The following is a 20,855-nucleotide window of genomic DNA, read 5'->3' on the forward strand; positions in this document are numbered from 1 at the left end:
GGGGGTGTCGGGGACCGCGGCGGCATCCATAGTGGGTGGTGGGCGCACGCGCCTCCGGCTACGAACGAACCGCCATGCCCGGATCCAGCTGTTCGATGCCCTCGGGAGTCACCAGGACAACCCGGGCAGTGCAGATGTCGTAGAACAACCCCGTAGCCTGCACCTGACCGGAGGCGAGGGCCGGGCCCGTGACAGGGTGGTCCTCAAGCTTTCGGAGCTGCATCGCAATGTTCACCATGCTCAGCTGATCGAGTCGGCTATAGCCTTCGGCCTCGGCTGCACGGGCCACCGGGTGACCGCCCAGCAACGCCGAGTAACTGGGCCGGGCATGTTCCAGCCACGTATCAAAGCCCGTGCCCAGCGCAGGAGCAGAACCCTCCGCATCAGCGATGACGGCCTTCATTGCGCCGCAGTTGGAGTGCCCGCAAATAACGATCGAATCCACGGACAAGGCCTTGACTGCGAAGGACAGCGTGGAATCGATCGAGGCGTCACGTCCATCGCTGCACACCACATTGCCGATATTGCGGAGCGTGAGGAGGTCTCCTGGTCCACTGCTGGTGATCAGGTTGGGGTTGACCCGCGAGTCGACGCAGGCCACAAACAGCGTGTCCGGGTTCTGACTTTCGGTGAGGTCCTGCACCAAGGGCCGGACTTTGTCTGCGTGCCGGCGGTGATACTTGTCGATGCCCAGGAGGATCGACCGCAGCGGCGGCTGCCCGCCGTCGTCGTTCGCTTGGGCCGGCTCAGCAGGCAACCAGGACGTGCGCGGCGGCAGCGGAAATTCGCGCGGGTCCTGCCGGTGCGGGGTGTTGTCCTCGGCATCGGTGAAAGCGGTGGTGCCGTGTTCCTCAAGGATTACCGACGCGCCGGTGTTCCGGTGCTGCTTCTGCCAGGCGACCAAGGCTTCGCGGAAGGCGTGGTCCAGGTAGTCGGCGTTGAGTTCCACCACAGCGTCCTGGCCTTCGGGCACGGAGTGGAGGACGCGGTTGAGCCGGGGCAACGCGAAGAAGCTGCATGATCCGGCGATGGTGACGCGCCACGGCAGGCCTGAGCCAGCGGGTGCGTGGGCGTGGATTTGCGGGCGGAGTACGCGCCACAGCACGCACAGGGCAGCGAGTGCCAGGCCGATGATCACGCCTTCGAGCAGGTTGAGCACCACGACGCACACCAGCGTGACGCTGTAGACCAGGAGCTCGCCGGTACGGAGGCTGGTGCGGATGTCGGCGACCTTGATGAGCTTGGCACCGATCACAAGGAGCAAGCCGGCCAAGACCGACAACGGAATCAGTTGGATCAGCCCGGCGAACAAGGCGGAGAAGACGAGGACCCAGACGCCGTGCAGGATGGCGGAGGCGCGGCTTTTGGCGCCGGCTTCAACATTGGTGGCGCTGCGGACAATGACACCGGTCACCGGAAGTCCGCCGAGCATGCCGGAGACAACGTTCGCGGAGCCTTGGCCCACCAGTTCCCGGTTGAGGTTGGTGCGCGATCCGCCGTGCATTTTGTCCACGGCGACGGCGGACAGGAGCGATTCGATGCTCGCGATCAGGGCCACAGTGATGACGGCCATGGCCACTGCCCGCCAGGTGCCGTCGGGCAGGCTTGGCAACGCGACGGCGTCGAAGATGGAGCCGCTGAAGCTGATGCGCTCAACGCCTGGCGCCACCGCTACCGACAGGGCCGTGACCGCGACGACGGCGGCGAGCGGTCCGGGGATCTTTCGCACCGACGCCGGGAGGAACTTCCAGGCCATCAGGATCGCGACAACAGCAAGCCCCAGCAAGGCCGAGTGCAGCTCCACGTTGGTGATGGCCGCCGGCAATGCCGTGAGGTTGTCGACGGCGGACCCGGCAGCTTGGCCGCCGAGCAGCACGTGGAGTTGCTGCAGGATGATGGTGATGCCAATGCCCGCGAGCATCGCCTTGACCACCACCGGCGACACTGCCAGCGCGGCGCGGCCAATGCGGCTGACACCCATGAGTAACTGCACGACGCCGGCACCGACCGTGATTGCGCACGTCACCGCCCAGCCGAACTCGTCCACCAGACCGGCAACGACGACGGTCAGGCCGGCAGCGGGGCCGCTCACCTGCAGCGGGGAGCCGCCCAGGCTGCCGGCGACAATGCCGCCGACGGCTGCGGCGATGAGGCCCGCCATGACAGGAGCTCCGGACGCGGCGGCGATGCCCAGGGAAAGAGGAAGTGCGACGAGGAAGACCACGAGGGACGCGGGAAGGTCGGCGCCGAGGTTGCTGAGGATGCTGGGCTTGGCTGCACCTTTGCCCGGGTTCATTCCCGGCGGGCTGTGCGAGTCCGCGGGGACGGTGGCGTGTTCGTTGGGCTGCGGCATGGGGTTCCTTCGGCTTGGGAGTACTGACCCTCCCAAGCTACGGAACTTGTCACCGTTAATGACAACAAGATGTGACAAGCATGACAAAAGCTGTGAAGATGCGCTTCATGTTGGGACCCATGGGAACTTTCGTGGGGGCGGGGATCGTTGGGGCACCTCCCGCCGTCGTTCTTTTGCCTCCCAGCCCATAACCTAAGGCTCCTTAGAATAGGCTTAGCTCCATGAGCGACACCGAAGCCCAGCCCGTACGCATCAGTTCCGAGCCCGTCCAACTGCAGGCACTCGAGCCCATGCTGGAAAAGGTCCACGTAGCCGTGGGCGACGTCCCTGCGCTGCTGGCCATCGCCACGGAAATAGGACGGACTGCACCGAAGCCGGGCGAAGGCAATACCGCCAAGCTCTGGGAGTTGCTGGCATCAGTGACAGCCGTTGATGTGGCTGCCGGGCGGGTCCTTGAGCCGCATCTGGACGCGGTCGCCATCCTCGCCCAAACCGGGCTTGACGAACCGCAGCATGGCGCCTGGGGTGTGTTCGCCGCCGAGGGCCCCGGGCTGAAACTCGAGGCCAAACGGGACGACGCCGGAAATTACGTCCTCAACGGATCCAAACCGTGGTGCTCGCTCGCCTCCCAACTGGACGGTGCCGTCATCACGGCCCACACCGAGGACAACAGCAGGGCGGCCTTCGCGGTGAACCTGAAACATCCGGGCGTATCCTGCGAAACACCGCAGTGGACCAGCCGGGGGCTCCAGGAAATCCCGAGCGGCACCGTCCACTTCGACCAAGTCCCCGCAACACCTGTGGGCGGCAAAGACTGGTACTTCAAGCGTCCCGGCTTCGCGTGGGGCGGCATGGGCGTTGCCGCGTGCTGGCTTGGCGGGGCAGTCGCCGTGGCACGGGACTATGCAACAGCTCTGGCCAAGGGCGAGGAGAACGGCCGGGAAGCGGACCAGATCGCCCTTGCCTCCCTGGGCGAGGTGGACAGGATCATCACCTCCGCCACCGCATACCTCGCCCAAACTGCTGAACGGATCGACGCCGGCGAGCTCGCCGGCCCCAGCCCGGACGGCCCAGGCGTCGACGGCCCCAGCCCGGACGGCCCCAGCCCGGACGGCCCAGACACGAACAACTCCAGCGCCTGGAGCGAAGCCCTGCGCATCCGCGGAACCGTTGCCGCCGCCGTCGAGCGTGTCCAAACGGTGGTGACGCAGAACCTCGGTCCGGCGCCGCTGGCGTTCAACGAAGCGTACGGCAAGCGGATGGCGGATCTGTCGTTGTACATCCGGCAGCACCACGCCATGCGGGACGACGCCCAACTGGGCGCACTGACGCTGAAGGGAGAACGCCAGTGGTGACCTTTTCGCACACGGACACCGGAACGTCGGAACAGGACTGGGCGGCGTCGGGTGTGGCCGCGCTCCCAGAACTGCCGCTGGACGCAACAGAACTCGCGGCCATGACATTCGTGGTGCTGGCCGCGCACCCGGACGACGAAACACTTGGCGCCGGTGGCTTCATGGCCACGCTTCATGACGCTGGTGCAGTGGTTAAAGTTTTGCTCTGCACGGCAGGCGAGGCCTCGCACCCGGATTCGCAGACCACGACGCCGGAACAGCTTGCCGCTGTCAGGCTCACCGAATTCGACACGGCGGTGTCCGGGCTGGCGCCCAGCGCGACGTGGCGGTTCCTCGAACTGCCCGACGGGCAGTTGGCGGCCAACGCGGCCGGGATCGCTGAGGCGGTGCGCGAAGCAGTGTCCGGCCTGACGGCTGAAAACGTGGTGATCGTGGCTCCCTATCGCGCTGACGGCCACACGGACCACGACACACTCGGCACCGTCGCCGCGGAGGTCGCAACGGAGAGCGGCTACGGACTCCTCGAATACCCCATCTGGTACTGGCTATGGGCAGGAACCGAGGACGCGACGTGGAAGAACTGGGTACGGGTGCCCTTGGCCCCGGAAGCACGGCAGGCCAAAGCCGACGCCATGAAGGCCCACGCCTCGCAGACCGAACCGCTGTCGCAGCAGCCAGGCGACGAGACTCTGCTTTCAGGGACGTTCCTGGAGCACTTCGCGCGGCCCTTCGAAACTTTCGCCTGGCACCCGTCCACAGCGGGCACCAACAGCGCCGCGGACGCGGAGAGGATCTTCGACGAGGTCCATTCCCGCGAAGAGGACCCCTGGAGCTACACCACCAGCTGGTACGAACGCCGCAAGAGGGCCATGACCGTGGCAGCCTTGCCCCAGGAAAGCTACGAGTCCGGGCTGGAACTCGGTTGTTCCATCGGAACCCTCAGCGAAGAGCTTGCCCAGCGTTGCCGGACATTCCTCGGAGTGGACGCAAGCCCTGCAGCGTTGGCCCAGGCCACGAAGCGGTTGGCCGGGTACCCGTCAGCGGAGGTCCGGCACCTCACCATGCCGCATGAGTGGCCCGACGGCACGTTCGACCTGGTGGTGTTGTCCGAGACGGGCTATTACCTGTCGCCGGAAGAGCTTACTGAACTCCTGGCACGGATCCAGGCCTCAACCCGTCCCGGCGGAACGCTCCTCCTCTGCCATTGGCGGCATCCGATCTCCGGCTGGCAACTGGATGCGGAGTCGGTCCACGCCATGGCCCGCACCCAGCTGGGCTGGCCCACCCACGGGCTGTACCAGGAGAAGGACTTCATGCTGGAAGTACTTCTGGCCCCGGATAAGGCGCCATGACGGAGCCACAACCGCAGTGCATCAGAAACGTCGTGGTGGTGATGCCCGCCCACAACGAGGAGCGACACATCGGCAAGGCGATCGCGGCATTGAAGACCGCCACCGACGCCCTGCAACGGAAGCACCCGGACATCACGGCTTCAATTTGTGTTGTCCTGGACAGCTGCACGGACCGCACTGCTGACATCACGTCCGCGAACATGGCAGGGGATCCCCGTTTCAGTGCCGTGTCCGTGAAACTGCACAGCACCGGCGCAAGCCGCGACTACGGAATCCGCGCGGCCATGGATCGCCTGCCCCCGGCCGGAGCCACGAGCCTCTGGGTAGCGACCACCGACGCCGACTCCACCGTTCCGGAGCATTGGTTGGTGAGGCAGGTGGAACTGGCCGACGCGGGAGCCGACGCCATCCTTGGATCCGTGGAGCCTGACCCTGACGACGTGGACCCGGCAATACTAAGGCGCTGGTTGGAACTGCACCCGTTCCGCGAGGACCATCCCCACATTTACGGGGCGAACCTGGGCATCCGGGCCTCCGCCTATGTGGCCGCCGGCGGCTTTCCACGACTACGGGCCCACGAGGACCGGCTACTGGTGGAACGGGTCCGCCGCCACGGGTTCGTTGTCACCGCCACGGACACCACCCGTGTGGTGACCTCAGGACGGATGCAGGCCCGGGCGCCGGAGGGGTTCGCGGCATACCTTCGCGCCTTGGGCTCAGAGCTTCCGGCCGTTGCCGGCGGCTAGCGGGACAGGGCCCCTTCGACGGCGGCAATCGCGGCCGCCGTGATGGCTTCCCGCTCTCCGGATCCATCGACGGTCAGGAGTATTCCGCGCTGTAAATAGGCCGTCAGTACCGGCTGTGTCTCGTCCCGATACAGTTCCAACCGGCGCTGAATCACAGCTTCGGTGTCATCGCTTCGCCCCTGCTCCTGAGCGCGGCGGAGCATCCGGCCCAGCAGCTCATCGTCCGCGGCCGTCAGCGCCAGGACAACTTCCAGGGGCTGGCCCCGAGCCGCCAGCATCTCATCCAAGGCACCGATTTGGATGACCGTCCGCGGGTAGCCGTCCAACAGGAACCCGTCGGCGGCATCAGCTTCTTCCATGCGCTGTTTGAGCATGTCCGTGGTGACATGGTCGGGCACGAACTCACCCCGGTCCATGAAGCCACCGGCTTCCAGGCCGAGTTCGGTCTTGTCCCGGACGTGCTCGCGGAACAGGTCGCCCGTGGAAATGGCCGGGATCCCGAAGTGGCGCGCAAGGTATTCCGCCTGCGTGCCTTTGCCGGAACCCGGAGGGCCCATGATGATCAGTCGCGCCATGACTCAGGTCCGTTTCGAAAGGCGGCCGGGACTTAAACCATACGCCGACGACGGCGGGAGGCACCCGCCGTCGTCGGCTTCTTTTTGTGTCCGGTTCAGTCGTCAGACAGTGGCTGGCTCCGCAAGTACGGCATCGATCTGCTCAATGGCCTCGCGCATGCCTTCTTCCATGCCCATCCCGGCCATCTTCTGCATCTGTTCTTCAGACTCGAAGCTTGAGGTGATGGTCATTCGCGTGCGGTGATCCACGGGCTCCAGCTTCACGACGGCATGCGTGATGCCCAAGTCGTCCACGGGCTCGCCCTGCTCGTCGGCGAAGCCGTCGTCGAACTCGAGGTGGTCCGGGGCGTTGATGGCGGTGAACTTCCACCAGCCGTGGGCCTTGGTGCCGTCCGGACCGGTCATGTAGTAGGCGGCCTTGCCTCCGGCGGTGAAGTCGTGGGTCTCAAAGGTGGCCGGCCAGGTGGGTGGCCCCCACCAGCGTTCGAGTTGCCTGGGGTCTTCCCAGATCCTCCACACGCGTTTCACGTCGGCATCGAACTCGGCCACGATGGTGAAGCTCAGAGCCTCGGCATCTTTGTTTACGCTGACAACAGTCATGGCAGATCCCTTTCGTCATCTTCAGCGAGTATGTCCGCGATCCGGCTGGCTCGTTGCCGCCAGATCATTTCGAAGTGGTCCAACAGGTGCCGGGCTTTGTGCAATCCATCGTGGTTCCCGCGCACAATCTGCTCCCTCCCACGTTTTTCCTTGGTCACCAGGGAGGCCCGTTCCAAGACCGCCACATGTTTCTGCACGGCCGCGAAACTCATGGTGTAGAGCGAAGCCAACCCGGAGACCGAGTACTCCCCCGCCGTCACGCGGGCCACGATGTCCCGGCGGGTGGCGTCGGCAAGGGCTTGGAAGAGGCGGTCGAGTTCGATGTCTTTTTCGGGGACCGGACTGAGCTGATCTACAACCATTTGGTTGTACGATACGCCGGGGCCAGAGGCGAGTCAAGGGTCCATGAGACCACTGCCCGACCACCCCTTGCGGCCCGGTCAGCACGCGGGTAAGTTGTTGAAACGTCTCAAAGAAAGCGTTTTCCCAACTCTTAGGTGGAATTGACCATGACTCAGCACGCCCCGGTCACATGGATCGATGGCGAACCGCCCGCCGGACTCAGCGGCGGCACGACGTGGGGAATGCCGTTCCAACGCGGCACCGTCCGGGACGCAAGCGCCCTCGCGGTCCTCGACTCCAGCGGCAGCCCCGTCAACGCCCAAACCTGGCCGCTCGCCACCTGGCCCGACGGTTCCCTCAAGTGGGCAGGCCTCGCACTCGGCGCAACCGATCAGCCCGCCGCCGCTTACCAGGTCACCCACTCAACCGAAACGCACGACGCCGGCCCGGCAGCCGCCGTCGAACGCCCACCGCTGGTGACCGTTACCGAAACGGAAACCTCCGTCACGGTGTCCACGGGCACGGTGGAGATGGTGCTCGCTCGGAGCGGCGAAGCCTTGTTCAGCGAGCTCCGCTGCAACAGCGAAGTGGTGGCGAAGGACGGGCGCCTGGTGAGCCTGCTGCAGTCAGGAGTCTCCGAAGGAACGGGCACCACCACCCGGACAGCATTCACCGGTCACACCGCCAGTGTCACTGTGGAGCAGGACGGTCCGGTCCGCGCAGTGGTCCGGATCGAAGGACTGCACCACGCCGACGAAGGCACCAGGGAGTGGCTCCCCTTCACCGTCCGCTTCTACTTCTACGCAGGGGCGCGCAGCGTGAGGATGATGCACTCGTTCATCTGGGATGGCGACGCCGAACAGGACTTCCTGGCCGGTCTCGGTGTCCGGTTCACGGTCCCATTGACAAGCGGGCTCCACGATCGGCACATCAGGATTGCAGGGGCCGACGGCGGATTCCTGGTGGAGGGAGTACGCGGGCTGACCGGCCTGCGGCGGGATCCGGGTGAGGAGGTGCGCAACGCCCAGGTCACGGGCCAGCCGACCCCGCCGCCCAGCGAGTGGAGCCCACTGGTTTCCGAACGGCTCCACCTCATCCCCAGCTGGAACGACTACACACTGACGCAACTCACCGCTGACGGTTTTGAGCTGCGCAAGCGGACGGCGCCAGGGCACGGGTGGGTCGGCATCTCCGGCGGCACGCGCGCGGCCGGTTTTTGTTCGCTGAGCGACCTCCGCGGCGGCCTTGGCGTTGGCATCCGGGACTTCTGGCAGTCGCACCCGGGGCAGCTGGATATCCGCGGGGCAGCCACCACAGAAGCGACCATGACCGCTTGGCTCTACTCCCCCGAGGCCCAGCCGATGGATCTCCGCTTCTACCACGACGGCCTGGGCCAGGACACGTTCGAGGACCAACTCGAGGGCCTGGAGATCACGTATGAGGACTACGAGCCGGGCTTCGGCAACCCGACCGGTATCGCGCGGACGCATGAGCTGACGCTCTTCGCCTATGACGCCACGCCCAGCACCGAAAGCCTCGCCGCCGACGCCCGGGCAGCTTCGACTCCCCCGGTGCTGCAGCCCACCCCGGAGTACCTGCACGCGGCCGGCGTCTTCGGCGACTGGTCACCGGTGGACCGCAGCACCCCGGCCCGGGCGCAGCTGGAGGACAAGCTGGACTTCCTCTTCGACTTCTATCAAGGCCAAACCGAGCAGCGCCGCTGGTACGGATTCTGGAACTACGGCGACGTCATGCACACCTATGACACCGACAGGCACGTCTGGCGCTACGACGTCGGCGGTTACGCGTGGGACAACTCCGAACTCTCCCCCGACCTCTGGCTCTGGTACATGTACCTCCGTACCGGTCGCGCGGACGTCTTCCGCTATGCCGAGGCCATGACCCGCCACACCGGCGAGGTGGATGTTTACCACCTCGGTCCGTGGCGCGGCCTGGGATCCCGGCACAACGTCCAGCACTGGGGCTGCAGTGCCAAGCAACTGCGCATCAGCACCCCGGCCTACCGGCGCTTCTACTATTACCTGACCGCCGATGAACGCACCGGCGACCTCCTCACCGAACTGGTGGACAGCGACCAGAACTTCCTGGGGCTGGACCCCGTCCGCAAAGTAAGGCCCGACGCCGATACGTACCGCCCGGACCGCGGCGCCTTGGGCGTCGGGCTGGGGACGGACTGGGGTTCGCTGGCCGCCACGTGGCTCACGGATTGGGAACGCACGGGGAACCCGCGCTCCCGCGATCGCCTGCTGGGAACCATGGCCGACATCGGCGCACTGAAGTACGGCTTCCTGACGGGCGAGGCGCTCTACGACCTTGACGCGGGAAGGTTCGACGCCGGCCGGGAAGTCATCAGCGTCTCGCACCTGAGTGCCGTGTTCGGTTTGGTGGAAATCTGCAGCGAACTCATCAGCCTGGTGCCGGACAAGGACTTCGAGGAAGCCTGGATGCAGTATTGCCGGCTGTTCCTGGCCACTCCGGAAGAGCAGATCGCGGAGGTGGGCCAGCCCCTGGCCGGCATCTACCTCACGCAGGCGCACAGCAGGCTCACGGCCTACGCTGCGGCCCGGCTGGGCTCCCCGGAATTGGCGGAATTGGCCTGGGAGAGCTTTGCCGAGGGTGGAGAGAACCTCAACCACGCGGAGGCTTTTACCCTGAAGAAGATCCTGCCGCCGTACGTGCTTCAGCCGGTCGATGAAGCTCCCACCGTTTCCACCAACGACACCGCCCAGTTCGGTTTGGCCGTCATCCAAAACCTGGCCCTGGTCGGTCAGCATCTGCCGGCGGTGGCCGATGCGCCGCAGGAGGTCCCGGCGTCGTAGTTTCCGTTGCTTCCTGACCTTCTTTGGGGACGTCTGGGCCGGAAAGTAACCCAAAGGGGTTGTTTTCAGCTCCTGCTGGGCCCAAAGAGGGTCAGGATGCCACAGCTCTAGGAACTGGAGCGCGGATGCATGATCCGCATTTGGTCCCAGGTCCGCTCCGAGGCAGCGATGTTCTGGTTGGAGCGTTCCCGATCCAAAGAGGCAAGCTCGACGGCGATCGCCTGGACCGCAGCCACCGCGCCCGTCAACGATGGGAAGAAGCCGGCGCCCTCAGTAGGCACCACAATCCTGTGGTCGGCATGCACTGCCACGGGCGACCCGGCGCTGTCCGTGATGGACACGATGGGCGTGCCCAGGCCGTGGGCGATGTCGACGGCCCGCATGGTGCTGTCATAAACCCGCCAAAGGCTGATGGCGATGAGCAGGTCCTCTGCACCGAGCCGTGCAATGGCATTGGTGAGGGCTGCGACGTCGGCGTCCAGGAGCCGGACGTTGTAGCCGGCGATGATCGCGTTGTGCTCCAGGGCCTTGCCGGGAATCGCGTAGCTACCGGCGGCAACGATGTAAGTTTGCCGTGCACCCGCGATCGCCTCCGCAATACTATGGAGAGTGTGGGCGTCCAATGTGCGCTCGAAATGCGCCAGATTCGCCCGGTCAGTGGATACCGCAGCCTGTGCAGGACTACTGATGTGGCCGTTGTGTTCGGCCGCAACCTCCACTGCGCTCAGGGATGCCAGGAAGCGTGACCGGAGCTCGAACTGGAAGTCAGCCCAACCCTTGAATCCCAGTGTTTGCGCGGTCCTTGTCACGGTGGAGGCGTTTGAGGCGGCCACTGCGGCAATGTCACTGACGGAGCCATAGGACGCAAGCCGGGGCTGGGATCGGAGGATGCCGATGACCTGCATTTGGCGAGCCGCGAGCTTCCGCCCCTGGACACGGCTGTCGAGCCACTCGGTCAACGTTGACGAGTCGAAATCTTCTTCCATCTATTGACCTACCTCACACTTTGGCCGTAACTTCGATACATCACTTCTGCACAGATCTGTGCATATTCCTAAAAATGTACAACTTGGCCCACTTTGGCAGGAATCACCATGTCTCTCACAGCACGCTTGGATCGTCTGGCTCTCAGTCGACCACACTACAAGCTTCTCCTCATCGGAGGCCTCGGCTACTCGTTCGACGGCATGGACGGGGCAGTGGTTGCTTTCCTGCTCCCGCGCATCCAGGAACTGTGGGGCCTCAGTACCGCCAGCCTCGGGCTGGTGGGCTCAGCCGCCCCGTTCGGCTTTTTCTTCGGCGCCATCCTGGCCGGTTGGCTGGGCGATCGCTTTGGCCGTAAGAAGGTCATGTTGTGGGCGCTGGCCTTCTACTGCCTGATGTCAGTGATCGCCGCCATGGCCCCCAACTTCGAAATCTTCCTGATTGCACGGATCTTTGCAGGACTGGGCGCAGGCGCTGAAAGTGTGATCATCGCGCCGTTCCTCTCCGAGTTCATTCCGCCGAAGCGCCGGGGCTGGTTCATCGGAACCCTGGCAGGGTTCTTCTCCTTCGGATTCGTGGCCGCAGCATTGATCGGCCGCTTCGTTGTCCCGATGGGCGAGGACGGCTGGCGCTGGGCGCAGGTCATCACCGCAGTACCCATCCTTCTCCTTCTCTGGTGGCGCCGCAGCCTCCCGGAATCCCCGCGCTACCTCATCAGCCGCGGGCGCATAGCCGAAGCCACGGAAGTAGTGGACCGCTTCGAGCAGAGCGTCGTGAAAGCCACCGGCAAGCCCCTGGCACCCCTGCCGGCCGCCGAGGAGGAAATCACCAAGCACGAACAAAAGATCAGCATTTGGAACGCCCTGGCCTTCATGTGGTCCAAGGCCATGCGCCGCCGGACCGCAGTGATCTGGCTGATCTGGTTTGTGATCACGTTCTCCTACTACGGCTTCTTCTCCTGGATTCCCACCCTGCTGGTAGGACGCGGAATCACCATCACCAAGAGCTTTGAGTTCTCCATCCTCATTTACCTGGCGCAGATCCCCGGCTACTTCTCCGCCGCCTGGTTATGTGACCGGATTGACCGCAAGAACACCATCGCGCTCTACCTGGCGGGATCGGCCATCAGCGCTTTCTGGCTGAGCCAGTCGAACGACTCCGGCATGATCCTGTTGGCCGCTGCAACCTTGTCCTTCTTCCTCAACGGCACCTACGCCGGCGTCTACGCCTACACCCCGGAACTCTTCCCCACCTGGATGCGTGCCACTGGTGTTGGCCTGGCCAGCGCAGTGGGCCGCATCGGCAGCATCCTGGCACCGTCCATCATCGGCATCTTCGCCGCTTCCCTTGGCTTCGGCGGCGTGTTCACCATGACCACCGTGGTGCTGACCATCGGCGTCCTGGGCGTGGTGATCTTCGGCGCCTCCACTGCAGGCAAGTCCTTGGAGGACATCAACGCCCGCGCCGAACATGACCCGGCAGCGGCAGGAAAAAAGTGAGCGCCATGAAGACCGACACAGTGTTCCAGCAAACCTTTGAAGCCCTGCAAAGAAATCCAGGGGTTGTCCTTTTCACGGTCCTCCAGTGGATCCCGCAGCGCTCCAGCCTCAGACGCCTCTTCACCAGCCACCCGGCCGAGTATCCGGTGGGAGGCGAGAAAACGGTGGAGATCTCCCCGGGCTGGCTCGGGACGGTCATCGAGGACAAGAAGCCGTTCCTTGCACCCGACCTCGAATCGCTCCGGGACGTCTTCTCGGATTCCGGGCTGATCCAGCAGCTCGGTTGCGGCGCCGTCATCAACGTGCCCGTCCTCGACGACCACCGCAACGTCGTGGGCGTCCTCGCTCTCCTGGACGCAGAAGGCAAGTACACACAGCACAGTGTGGATACCGCCGTCGAGGTCACCACTGCGAACCTGGCCGGACTGGTCCAGGCCTTTGCCTCCCATCCCACTGAAATCCCCGAAGTCACTGAAGCCCCCGGGAAGGACACTGTTTAGCATGAGCACCACCCCAGAGAGCACACCCCTGGTCATCCGCAACGCAAGCGTCCTGGACGTGCAGGCAGGCACCTACTCAACTGCCGACGTCGTGAGCGTTGAGGGAAAGATCAGCAGCGTCGAACCGAACGCCGAGGCACCTTCGGGTGCACGCGTGATCGATGGCACGGGCAAGTTCGTCATTCCCGGCCTGATCGATGCCCACGTCCATGTGGTCGCCTCCAGCGCCGATTTCCGTTCGCTGACGTATACGCCGCCGTCCTACGTCTATGCGCAGACCGCCCGCATCATGGGTGCGATGCTGCGCCGCGGGTTCACCACGGTCCGCGACCTGTCCGGAGCTGATTTTGGATTGGCCATGGCACAGCAGGAAGGTCTGCTGGAGGGACCGAAGATCCACTTCTGCGGCCACGCGCTCAGCCAGACCGGTGGTCACGGTGACATGCGGTTGCCGGGCGAAGACCACGATCCCAATGGCCGCGGATGCTGCGGTATCGGACGGGTGGCCGACGGCGTTGATGCAGTCCGCGCTGCCGCCCGCGACGAGATCCGCAAGGGCGCCCACCACATCAAGATCATGGCGTCCGGCGGCGTCTCCTCCCCCACCGACCGCATCGACTCCACCCAGTACTCCATGGAAGAGATGCGCGCCGCGGTCGAAGAAGCCCAGGCGGCAAACCGCTACGTCGCGGCCCATGCCTACACCGCCAAAGCCATCAACCGCGCACTGGAAGCCGGCGTCCGCTCGATCGAACACGGCAACCTGCTGGACGACCAGAGCCTCAACCTCTTCCTCGAAATGGATGCTTTCCTGGTCCCGACGCTGGTCACCTATTGGGCACTGAAGGAAGAGGGCAAGGAATTCGGGCTGACCGAGGACATGTGGGCCAAAGTGGACTCCGTCCTCACCAGCGGGCTCGAAGCGATCGCGCGTGCCCACGAGGCCGGCGTCAAAATGGCCTTCGGCTCGGACCTTCTGGGCGGAATGCACCGCCACCAGAACGAACAATTCAGGCTGCTGGGCAAGGTTCAGCCCGCGATTGACGCCATTCGCTCGGCGACCACGACGGCGGCCCAACTACTGGAGCGTGAAGGCGAAATTGGCGTGGTTGCCCCGGGAGCGGACGCGGACCTGCTGGTGCTCGGCGCCGACCCGGTGGCAGACATCGCCGTGTTGGCCGATATCTCCGGGCATCTGGAGCACCTCGTACAGAACGGCCGGGTGATCGACTAGCCCTGCACTCTCAGGCCCTGTTCCATCCCTCCAAAAAGCCCGATACTGTAAGTATGCTGATCAATATCGAGTCAAGGAGGAGGCGGACATCATGACCACGAAGGTAAATAAGACGATCATGGTCAACGTTCCGATCAGTACGGCCTACAGGCAGTGGACGCGGTTCGAGGAATTCCCGCACTTCATGGGCGGGGTGGAACGCGTGACGCGGCTGGGCGACGACCGGCTGGAATGGGTGGCCGAAATCGCAGGCGTCCATCGCCGCTGGGAAGCCAGGATCGTTCAGCAGGACGTGGACCGGGCCGTGGCCTGGGCCGCCGTGGACGGTGTCAAGAATGCAGGTTGGGTGGATTTCAAGGAAGCCGGCCCCAGCCAAACATCACTGCATCTGTCCCTGGAATACGAACCCCATGGCGTCCTCGAATTCCTCGGGGACAAACTGCACGTCATCGAAAGGCAGGCTGAGTCCGACTTGAAGAAGTTCAAGGAGTACATCGAAAAGCAGGCACCGGAAACCTCCGCGCCCACCGCAACTCCGGCCACCACCAGCGGACCGGCAGGTACCACCGGAACAGCGGCTGCCGCCGTCGACCCTTCACCCGGCGCCCCGGACACAACGCCGATCGTCGACCCCGTCACCCACCCGTTCGACCAGACCAACGGTCTTGCCGACCTGGACGGCGACTCGGATGAGACGGCTGACAGCGATACCCGCAGCGCCGCTGAGCGGAAGGACGACGAGGACCGCGGAGAAGGCTTCATTCCACCGATGGGTGGGCTGCCCGGACAAAGGTAGGGCTTGCAGCCGACCACGCTGAAGTGCCACCCGGGTCAACGCGACCCGGGCGGCACTTTTCGTTAACAGCTGCGGCTACTTCTTGGTGCCGGTGTACACGACCGCGGGCATCGCCGGCGGCTGCATACCCTCACCGATGAAGAAGCTCGGGTGCGGCGGCTGGTTGTAGGCAACGTTCTCACGGGCAACGGCTGTCCGGTAGACGGTGTCGTGCATCAGGGTCCGCAGCCGGACCTCGGTGGGAGCCGTGGTGGTGTAGATCCGCAGCTCGGAGCTGTCCGTGGACGGCCACGCGATCTCTTCGCGCCAGTCGCCCAGGATGTCAGCCTGGATGGACGGGTTTCCCTTAGTGGTGTTGTTGCTGCGGGCGCCCTCAGCGGTCAGGAGGCGGTCACTGGTTTCCGTTTCCCAGTTCCACTTGGAAATGGTGGGAACGCCGCGGGACACGGTGGCGTCGTAATCGTGGTCCACGATCTCACGCAGCAGGTCGCCATCCCACCAGGCCAGGAAGTTGGCGGCCGGGATCTTCTCGGCAATCAATTCACCATGGGCTGACATGAGCTGACCGACGGGTGAATCCCAGGCCGCCGTTCCGCCAATGGCCCAGCCTTCAGCTCCGGCGTAGCGGGGATCGATGTCGCCTGCCGCGCCACGGCCGGTGTCCTTGATGGCCGGGATGCTCCACAGCACCTCGCCTGTCGCGGCATCACGGAAGGTCGCGCCGCGGTTGCCGCTCTGGCTCATGCTTTCGTGGACGGCGAAGGTTTCCAGTCCGGGCCTCGACGGGTCCAGGTCGCTTGTGTGGATGGCATCGCCGTGGCCAAGTTTGGTGTTGTACAACGGCTGGCCATTGTCGTCGATGGTCATGGAACCGAAGACGAACTCGTCCTTGCCGTCCTGATCTACGTCGGCGACCGAGAGGTTGTGGTTGCCCTGCCCCTTGTACTGATCGCCGGCCAGGTTTGAATCGAACGCCCAGCGCTTCACCAGCTTGCCGTTGACGAGGTCGTACGTCACCAGGACCGTGCGGGTGTAGTAGCCGCGGCTGAACATCATGGAGGGGTGCTCGCCGTCGAGGTAGGCCACGCCGGCCAGGAAGCGGTCCACCCGGTTGCCGTAGTTGTCGCCCCAGCTGGCTACCGTGCCGCGCTCGGGCTCGTAGGCCACGGTGTCCAGGATGGTTCCGGTTTCCCCCTTGAAGACGGTGAGGAATTCGGGACCGGACAGGACGTAGCCGGCGGTGTTGCGGAAGTCGGCGTCGGCGTTTCCAATCACGGTACCGGCCGCATCGCGGGTGCCGTCGGCCGTCTTGAAGGCCACTTCGGCTTTGCCGTCGCCGTCGAAGTCGTAGGCCAGGACCTGGGTGTAGTGCGCGCCGGCGCGGATGTTGCGGCCCAGGTCAATGCGCCACAGCTTGGTTCCGTCCAGCTTGTAGGCGTCCACGTAGACATTGCCCGTGTAGCCGGACTGGGAGTTGTCCTTGGCATTGGACGGCGACCAGGTCTGGATGACCTCGTACTTGCCGTCGCCGTCGAGGTCCGCGACGGTGGCGTCGTTGGCCGAGTACGTGTAAGCCTTGCCGTCCGGGGTCACTCCGTCAGCCGGTTTGTCGAGCTTAATGGCCAAGTAGTTCTGCGCCAGTGGCGTCACGGCTTCGGTCAGTTTGTCCTGGCCCTGTCCGTTTCCGACGGTCTTGATGACATAGCTGGACTGTGCCGTGCCTGTGGGGTCCACGAACATGGTGGCATTGCGGATGGGCTCGGGAGTGATGTTGACGCCATCGCGCAGGACCTGGAAGCCGATGCTGTCTTTGTCCAGGCCCAGCATGCGCCAACTCACGGTGACACCTTGGTCCGTCAGAACCGCAACCGGCGCCCGGTCCAGGTTTTCCACTTGGCGCTTCAGCGATGCTGCGTCTTTCGCGGCAGGCACGACGCCGGGAAGGCCGGCTTGCGCTGCCTGCGGGAGTTGGGTGGGGGCTGCTTGGGCGAGTGGGACACCCGTCAGCGCGATGGCCGCGGCAGCGAGTGAAGCGGAGGCCGCGAGCGGGACTGCTTTCCACGCACGGCCACGGGAGGGGCGGTAGGAACATTTCGAGGGGTAAGCCAAAGAACATCTCCTTTGATGGGCGGCAGTGGGTCTGCACGCACTTTTTTGGAACGTTTCACTCATGTCGCCCAAAGCGCCGCGCCACTTAGGCGCCGGTGGTGGGTTGTGTGAGAAAACGCTTTCCGCCCACAAGGTTTACCAGCGTCTCAACGGCCCGGTCAAGGGTTTGACAGGAAATGACTGTGAGAGTTTGGTGCTATTTGTTCGAAATCCCAGCGATCTGCACCATCGGCCGCCCACCGGCATCCACCGGGAAGTCCTCATTCCGGGGCAACAAAGGCGTTCTTATGACGGTCCGTTTCCCCGGATTTCCCAGGATTTCGCAGGGTTGAGCCGGATTGAGCGGGGTGACGCTCCAGCTTTGGCCCGGCAAGGTGCGTCCGTAGTGTCGTGCCATGCCGACGCCTCCCATCACCCCGCTGTCCGTCCTCGATCTAAGCCCGGTGTCATCCGGACAAACACCCGGTGAGGCACTGCGCAGCACGCTCGCCCTCGCCGTCGCTGCCGAGGCTGCCGGGTACTCGCGGTATTGGCTGGCTGAGCACCACCTGAACACGGGAGTGGCAGGTTCTGCACCGCATATCCTGGCCGGCCTGGTGGCGTCAGCCACCCGCACCATCCGCGTCGGAACTGCTGCCACCCTGCTGGGGAATTACCGCCCGTTGCAGATCGCTGAAAGCATCGGAACCCTTGCCGCCGTATTTCCCGACCGGCTGGATCTGGGCTTCGGGCGCTCCGGGCCTCCGAAATCGTCCGGCGAACCGGCTCCGGGAGTCGTCCCACCGGCTGGTTCCGCCGAAGCCGGGCCCGCCGACCGTGTTATCGACGGCCTCCTGGTCCCGGCACCGCGGCCTATTTTTGGAGCTGTCCTGCCGAGGAAGTTCCGACTGCAGGGCGAGTTGCTGGGGCGCTTCCCCGGAGATACGGACAACTTCGAGAACGACATCCAGGACATCATCGGCTTCTTCACGGGTGCTTACCGCACCAAGCACGGCGAGGAAGTCACTGCCACACCGGCGTTGGGGCAGGCGCCGCAGTTCTGGATCCACGGCTCAACAGCCGGTCCCAGCGCACGGTTGGCCGGCAAGCTGGGACTCCCCTTCGGCGCGAACTACCACGTCGCACCGGCGGGCGTACTGGATTCCGTCGCCGAGTACCGCTCCCATTTCAAGCCGTCCGCTGCCTTGCAGGCACCGCACGTGATCGTCTCGGCGGATGTCCTGGTGGCGCCCGATGAACGACAAGCCCACCGCCTGGCCCGAGGATACGAGCACTGGGTTCACGGCATCCGCAGCGGCCACGGCGCCATTCCGTATCCTTCTCCGGAAGACGCCTTGGAGGTGTCCTTGGATGCCGAGGCTGCGGAGCTGGTCAAGGACCGCGTCGACACCAGGTTTGTTGGCGATCCGCACCAGGTCCGCGATGGACTCCGCACGCTGCAACGTGCCACCGGAGCGCAGGAATTGCTCATCACCACCATTGCCCACGATCCTGCAGACCGTGAGAACTCCTACCAGTTGCTCGCCGAGGCTTGGGGTCTCTAGCTTGTCCTTTCCACCCACCATCATTCACTCAAGAACAAGGAGCACCATGTCCATCGAAACCACCGGCCTTAAAGACACAACCCAGGAAGACAACCAACTCATCACCGCCGCGGAAGCCGCCACTCTCATCGAGGAAGGCGCCCTGCTGATCGACGTCCGCAGCGAAGGTGGCCGGGCCAGTACCGGAGCAGTTCCCGGTGCTGTGATCGTGAACCGCGAGCATGTGGAAGAGGACTTCAGCCCGGAGTCCGCCCATCGTCTTGCGCAGGTCAGCGGCACGGACCAGGACATCGTGGTGTTCTGCGGCTCCGTGAACGGTTCACGTCCCGTCGCACAGAAGCTCAAGGCCCTCGGCTACGCCAACGCCGTTCACGTCGATGGCGGCTTCCCGGCCCTCCGCGACGCCGGCATCCCCACCACCGGGCCCACCGACCAGCCGGCCGGCACGGCTCAGGCGTCCACCGGGGCGGTGGCCGCCGAGCGCTGAGTACCCGCCGTCGCCGGGCATTCCGGCGTCAGTACCGCCGCCGTCGTCGCGGCTTCCTTTCCGGAAGTCACGACGGCGGCGCGTGCGTTTCTGCCGTCCCCCGCCTCACGCAGCCAGTCGAGTCCGCCGGCCACCAGTGCGATACCCAGCAGGATGGAGCACATCACCATTCCTTGATGGAAGGCATTCTTGGACGCTTCCCCGGTGGCCGCACCCTGCGCCTGCAGGAACATGCCGGCCGCTGCAGCCGAGCAGAGTGCCGCCGCAAACCGCTGGCTGAGTTGGTAGAAGCCTGCTGCCACACCGGCGGCACCCACGGGCGCGTGCGCAAGAGTGAGTGTCTGGTTCGGCGCCACAACCAGTCCGGTTGCCACGCCTTGGAGCAGCCCGACGCCGGCCACAGCAAGTGCCGCCGTCCCGCCGTCGAGTCCTTGCACGGAAAGGTCCTTTGCCACCAGGCAGGCCAAGCTGCCCACCAGCGCGTACACGATCCCGGCACGCCCGTAGCGGGCAACAAAGCGCCAACTGAAGCTGGACGCCAACAGCATTCCCGCCGCTTGCGGAGCCAGGATGGCTGCGGCCGCCAACGGTGCCAGCCCCGTCCCGGAGAGGAAGTAGAAGGCGGTCACAGCGGCCATTCCAGCACCGACGCCGAATTGGCAAAGCGCCACCACAACGCCCAGCGCGTAGCCTCTGGATGTCGCGAGCGAGGCACTGAGCAACGGAGTCCGGCCGCGCCGGTGGTAGAGGATCTCCCAGCCGGCGAAGGCCAGGAGCGCACCTGCACCGATCCCCAGTGAGGTGACAGCAATAGTGCCCGCGCCGTAGATCGTGGGAATGAGTGATGCCACCACCACTGTCCCCAGCAACAACGCGCCAAGGAGGTCTACCGATGGTCTGGTGGTTTCGGCGCGTTGGCTTGCCGGCCGTGGCAGGAGCCGGAAGGCCAATGGCACCAGGATCAGCACCAAAGGGACGTTCGCGAGGAACAGTATCCGCCATCCGATCGAGGGGTCGCCCAGCGAGAGGATCAATCCGCCGATCAGCGGGCCGCAGACCGCGGCGGATCCACCGGCGGCTGCGTAGGCGCCCAGTGCTTTGGCGCGGTCTTGTCCGGAGTAGATGTCCTGCAGGAGGCCAAGCACCTGCGGATTCAAAGTGCCGGCGCCGAATCCTTGGAGGAGCCGGGCAATGATGACCAACGATGGGTCAGTGGCCAGGCCGCCCACCAGGCTGGAGGCTCCGAAGACGGCGATGCCGGCAATGAAGAGCGTGCGCCGCCCAACGATGTCGCCCAACCTGCCGGCGGGAACCAAGGCGACGCCGAACGCCAGCGAGTAGCTCGCAAGTATCCACTGGACGGAGCCAGGGTCGGCGTGAAGGGAAGCAGACATCGCGGGGACTGCCAGCACGAACATTGACTGGTCCAGCAGCGTGATGAATCCTGCACCCAGGCAAAGCCAGAGGGCAGAACGTTTTCCTGGGCCACTCATCGCGTTCCTTCCTCACCGACTTTGGCGTCAAAGGAAGCCAAGAACC

At 64.8% G+C, this 20,855-nt stretch carries 17 protein-coding genes; 10 read left to right on the forward strand and 7 right to left on the reverse strand.

The window, feature by feature from the left end:
- Positions 1-58: 58 nt before the first annotated feature.
- Entirely contained in the window at positions 59-2,353 is a 2,295-nt protein-coding gene (locus tag QF015_RS11295; protein WP_429389063.1) for a SulP family inorganic anion transporter, read from the reverse strand.
- A 221-nt stretch (positions 2,354-2,574) separates the two neighbouring features.
- On the opposite strand from QF015_RS11295, the gene QF015_RS11300 reads away from it, so the two are divergent.
- The 3 genes from QF015_RS11300 to QF015_RS11310 are packed head-to-tail and all read left to right on the forward strand — an operon-like array spanning position 2,575 to position 5,806.
- Complete coding sequence (locus QF015_RS11300; RefSeq protein WP_429389065.1) at positions 2,575-3,708, forward strand: acyl-CoA dehydrogenase family protein; 1,134 nt, start codon at positions 2,575-2,577, stop codon at positions 3,706-3,708.
- Positions 3,702-5,060, forward strand: coding sequence for a PIG-L family deacetylase (locus QF015_RS11305; RefSeq protein ID WP_429389067.1), 1,359 nt, complete (start codon positions 3,702-3,704; stop codon positions 5,058-5,060). The genes QF015_RS11300 and QF015_RS11305 overlap by 7 nt, the downstream gene beginning before the upstream one ends.
- Positions 5,057-5,806, forward strand: a complete 750-nt coding sequence (locus QF015_RS11310) for a glycosyltransferase (protein WP_429389069.1) — start codon at positions 5,057-5,059, stop codon at positions 5,804-5,806. The genes QF015_RS11305 and QF015_RS11310 overlap by 4 nt, the downstream gene beginning before the upstream one ends.
- On the opposite strand, the gene QF015_RS11315 is transcribed toward QF015_RS11310, so the two are convergent.
- The 3 genes from QF015_RS11315 to QF015_RS11325 form a co-directional block, all read right to left on the reverse strand.
- On the reverse strand, positions 5,803-6,381 hold the full coding sequence (locus QF015_RS11315; protein WP_310210258.1) for an adenylate kinase: 579 nt from the start codon (positions 6,379-6,381) through the stop codon (positions 5,803-5,805). The genes QF015_RS11310 and QF015_RS11315 overlap by 4 nt on opposite strands.
- Positions 6,382-6,483: 102 nt before the next feature.
- Positions 6,484-6,981 (reverse strand): SRPBCC family protein, encoded by a 498-nt coding sequence (locus tag QF015_RS11320; RefSeq protein WP_310210261.1) that lies wholly within the window; start codon positions 6,979-6,981, stop codon positions 6,484-6,486.
- Positions 6,978-7,343, reverse strand: a complete 366-nt coding sequence (locus tag QF015_RS11325; RefSeq protein WP_429389071.1) for an ArsR/SmtB family transcription factor — start codon at positions 7,341-7,343, stop codon at positions 6,978-6,980. The genes QF015_RS11320 and QF015_RS11325 overlap by 4 nt, the downstream gene beginning before the upstream one ends.
- Before the next feature lie 147 nt (positions 7,344-7,490).
- Between QF015_RS11325 and QF015_RS11330 the strand changes: the two genes are divergently transcribed.
- The gene (locus QF015_RS11330) at positions 7,491-10,163 is read left to right on the forward strand and encodes a Tat pathway signal sequence domain protein (RefSeq protein WP_429389073.1); all 2,673 of its coding nucleotides are present in this window, start codon (positions 7,491-7,493) and stop codon (positions 10,161-10,163) included.
- 107 nt (positions 10,164-10,270) lie between these two features.
- Here the strand turns inward: QF015_RS11330 and QF015_RS11335 are convergent, their stop codons facing one another.
- Positions 10,271-11,149: a MurR/RpiR family transcriptional regulator gene (locus tag QF015_RS11335; protein WP_429389075.1), complete on the reverse strand. Its 879-nt coding sequence runs from the start codon at positions 11,147-11,149 to the stop codon at positions 10,271-10,273.
- A gap of 108 nt (positions 11,150-11,257) precedes the next feature.
- On the opposite strand from QF015_RS11335, the gene QF015_RS11340 reads away from it, so the two are divergent.
- From QF015_RS11340 to QF015_RS11355, 4 genes are all read left to right on the forward strand, one after another.
- A complete protein-coding gene (locus tag QF015_RS11340; protein ID WP_429389077.1) occupies positions 11,258-12,646 on the forward strand; it encodes an MFS transporter in 1,389 nt (462 codons plus the stop codon).
- Between the two features lie 5 nt (positions 12,647-12,651).
- Positions 12,652-13,146, forward strand: a complete 495-nt coding sequence (locus QF015_RS11345; protein WP_429389079.1) for a GAF domain-containing protein — start codon at positions 12,652-12,654, stop codon at positions 13,144-13,146.
- Between the two features lies 1 nt (position 13,147).
- The gene (locus QF015_RS11350; RefSeq protein WP_429389081.1) at positions 13,148-14,380 is read left to right on the forward strand and encodes an amidohydrolase family protein; all 1,233 of its coding nucleotides are present in this window, start codon (positions 13,148-13,150) and stop codon (positions 14,378-14,380) included.
- A 91-nt stretch (positions 14,381-14,471) separates the two neighbouring features.
- Positions 14,472-15,176: an SRPBCC family protein gene (locus tag QF015_RS11355; protein WP_429389083.1), complete on the forward strand. Its 705-nt coding sequence runs from the start codon at positions 14,472-14,474 to the stop codon at positions 15,174-15,176.
- 75 nt (positions 15,177-15,251) lie between these two features.
- On the opposite strand, the gene QF015_RS11360 is transcribed toward QF015_RS11355, so the two are convergent.
- Positions 15,252-17,285, reverse strand: coding sequence for a rhamnogalacturonan lyase (locus QF015_RS11360; protein ID WP_310210283.1), 2,034 nt, complete (start codon positions 17,283-17,285; stop codon positions 15,252-15,254).
- 395 nt (positions 17,286-17,680) lie between these two features.
- On the opposite strand from QF015_RS11360, the gene QF015_RS11365 reads away from it, so the two are divergent.
- Positions 17,681-18,829, forward strand: a complete 1,149-nt coding sequence (locus tag QF015_RS11365; RefSeq protein ID WP_310210286.1) for an LLM class flavin-dependent oxidoreductase — start codon at positions 17,681-17,683, stop codon at positions 18,827-18,829.
- Positions 18,830-18,875: 46 nt separating this feature from the next.
- Positions 18,876-19,316 carry a rhodanese-like domain-containing protein gene (locus tag QF015_RS11370; RefSeq protein WP_310210288.1) on the forward strand — a complete coding sequence of 147 codons (441 nt, stop codon included), beginning with the start codon at positions 18,876-18,878 and terminating at the stop codon, positions 19,314-19,316.
- Here QF015_RS11370 and QF015_RS11375 read toward each other — a convergent pair.
- Positions 19,280-20,809, reverse strand: a complete 1,530-nt coding sequence (locus QF015_RS11375; protein ID WP_429389087.1) for an MFS transporter — start codon at positions 20,807-20,809, stop codon at positions 19,280-19,282. The two genes, QF015_RS11370 and QF015_RS11375, sit on opposite strands and share 37 nt — an antisense overlap.
- Positions 20,810-20,855: the final 46 nt, after the last annotated feature.

It is taken from the genome of Paenarthrobacter sp. TE4293 (assembly GCF_050435325.1).
In the GTDB taxonomy this organism is placed as follows: domain Bacteria; phylum Actinomycetota; class Actinomycetes; order Actinomycetales; family Micrococcaceae; genus Arthrobacter; species Arthrobacter nitroguajacolicus_C.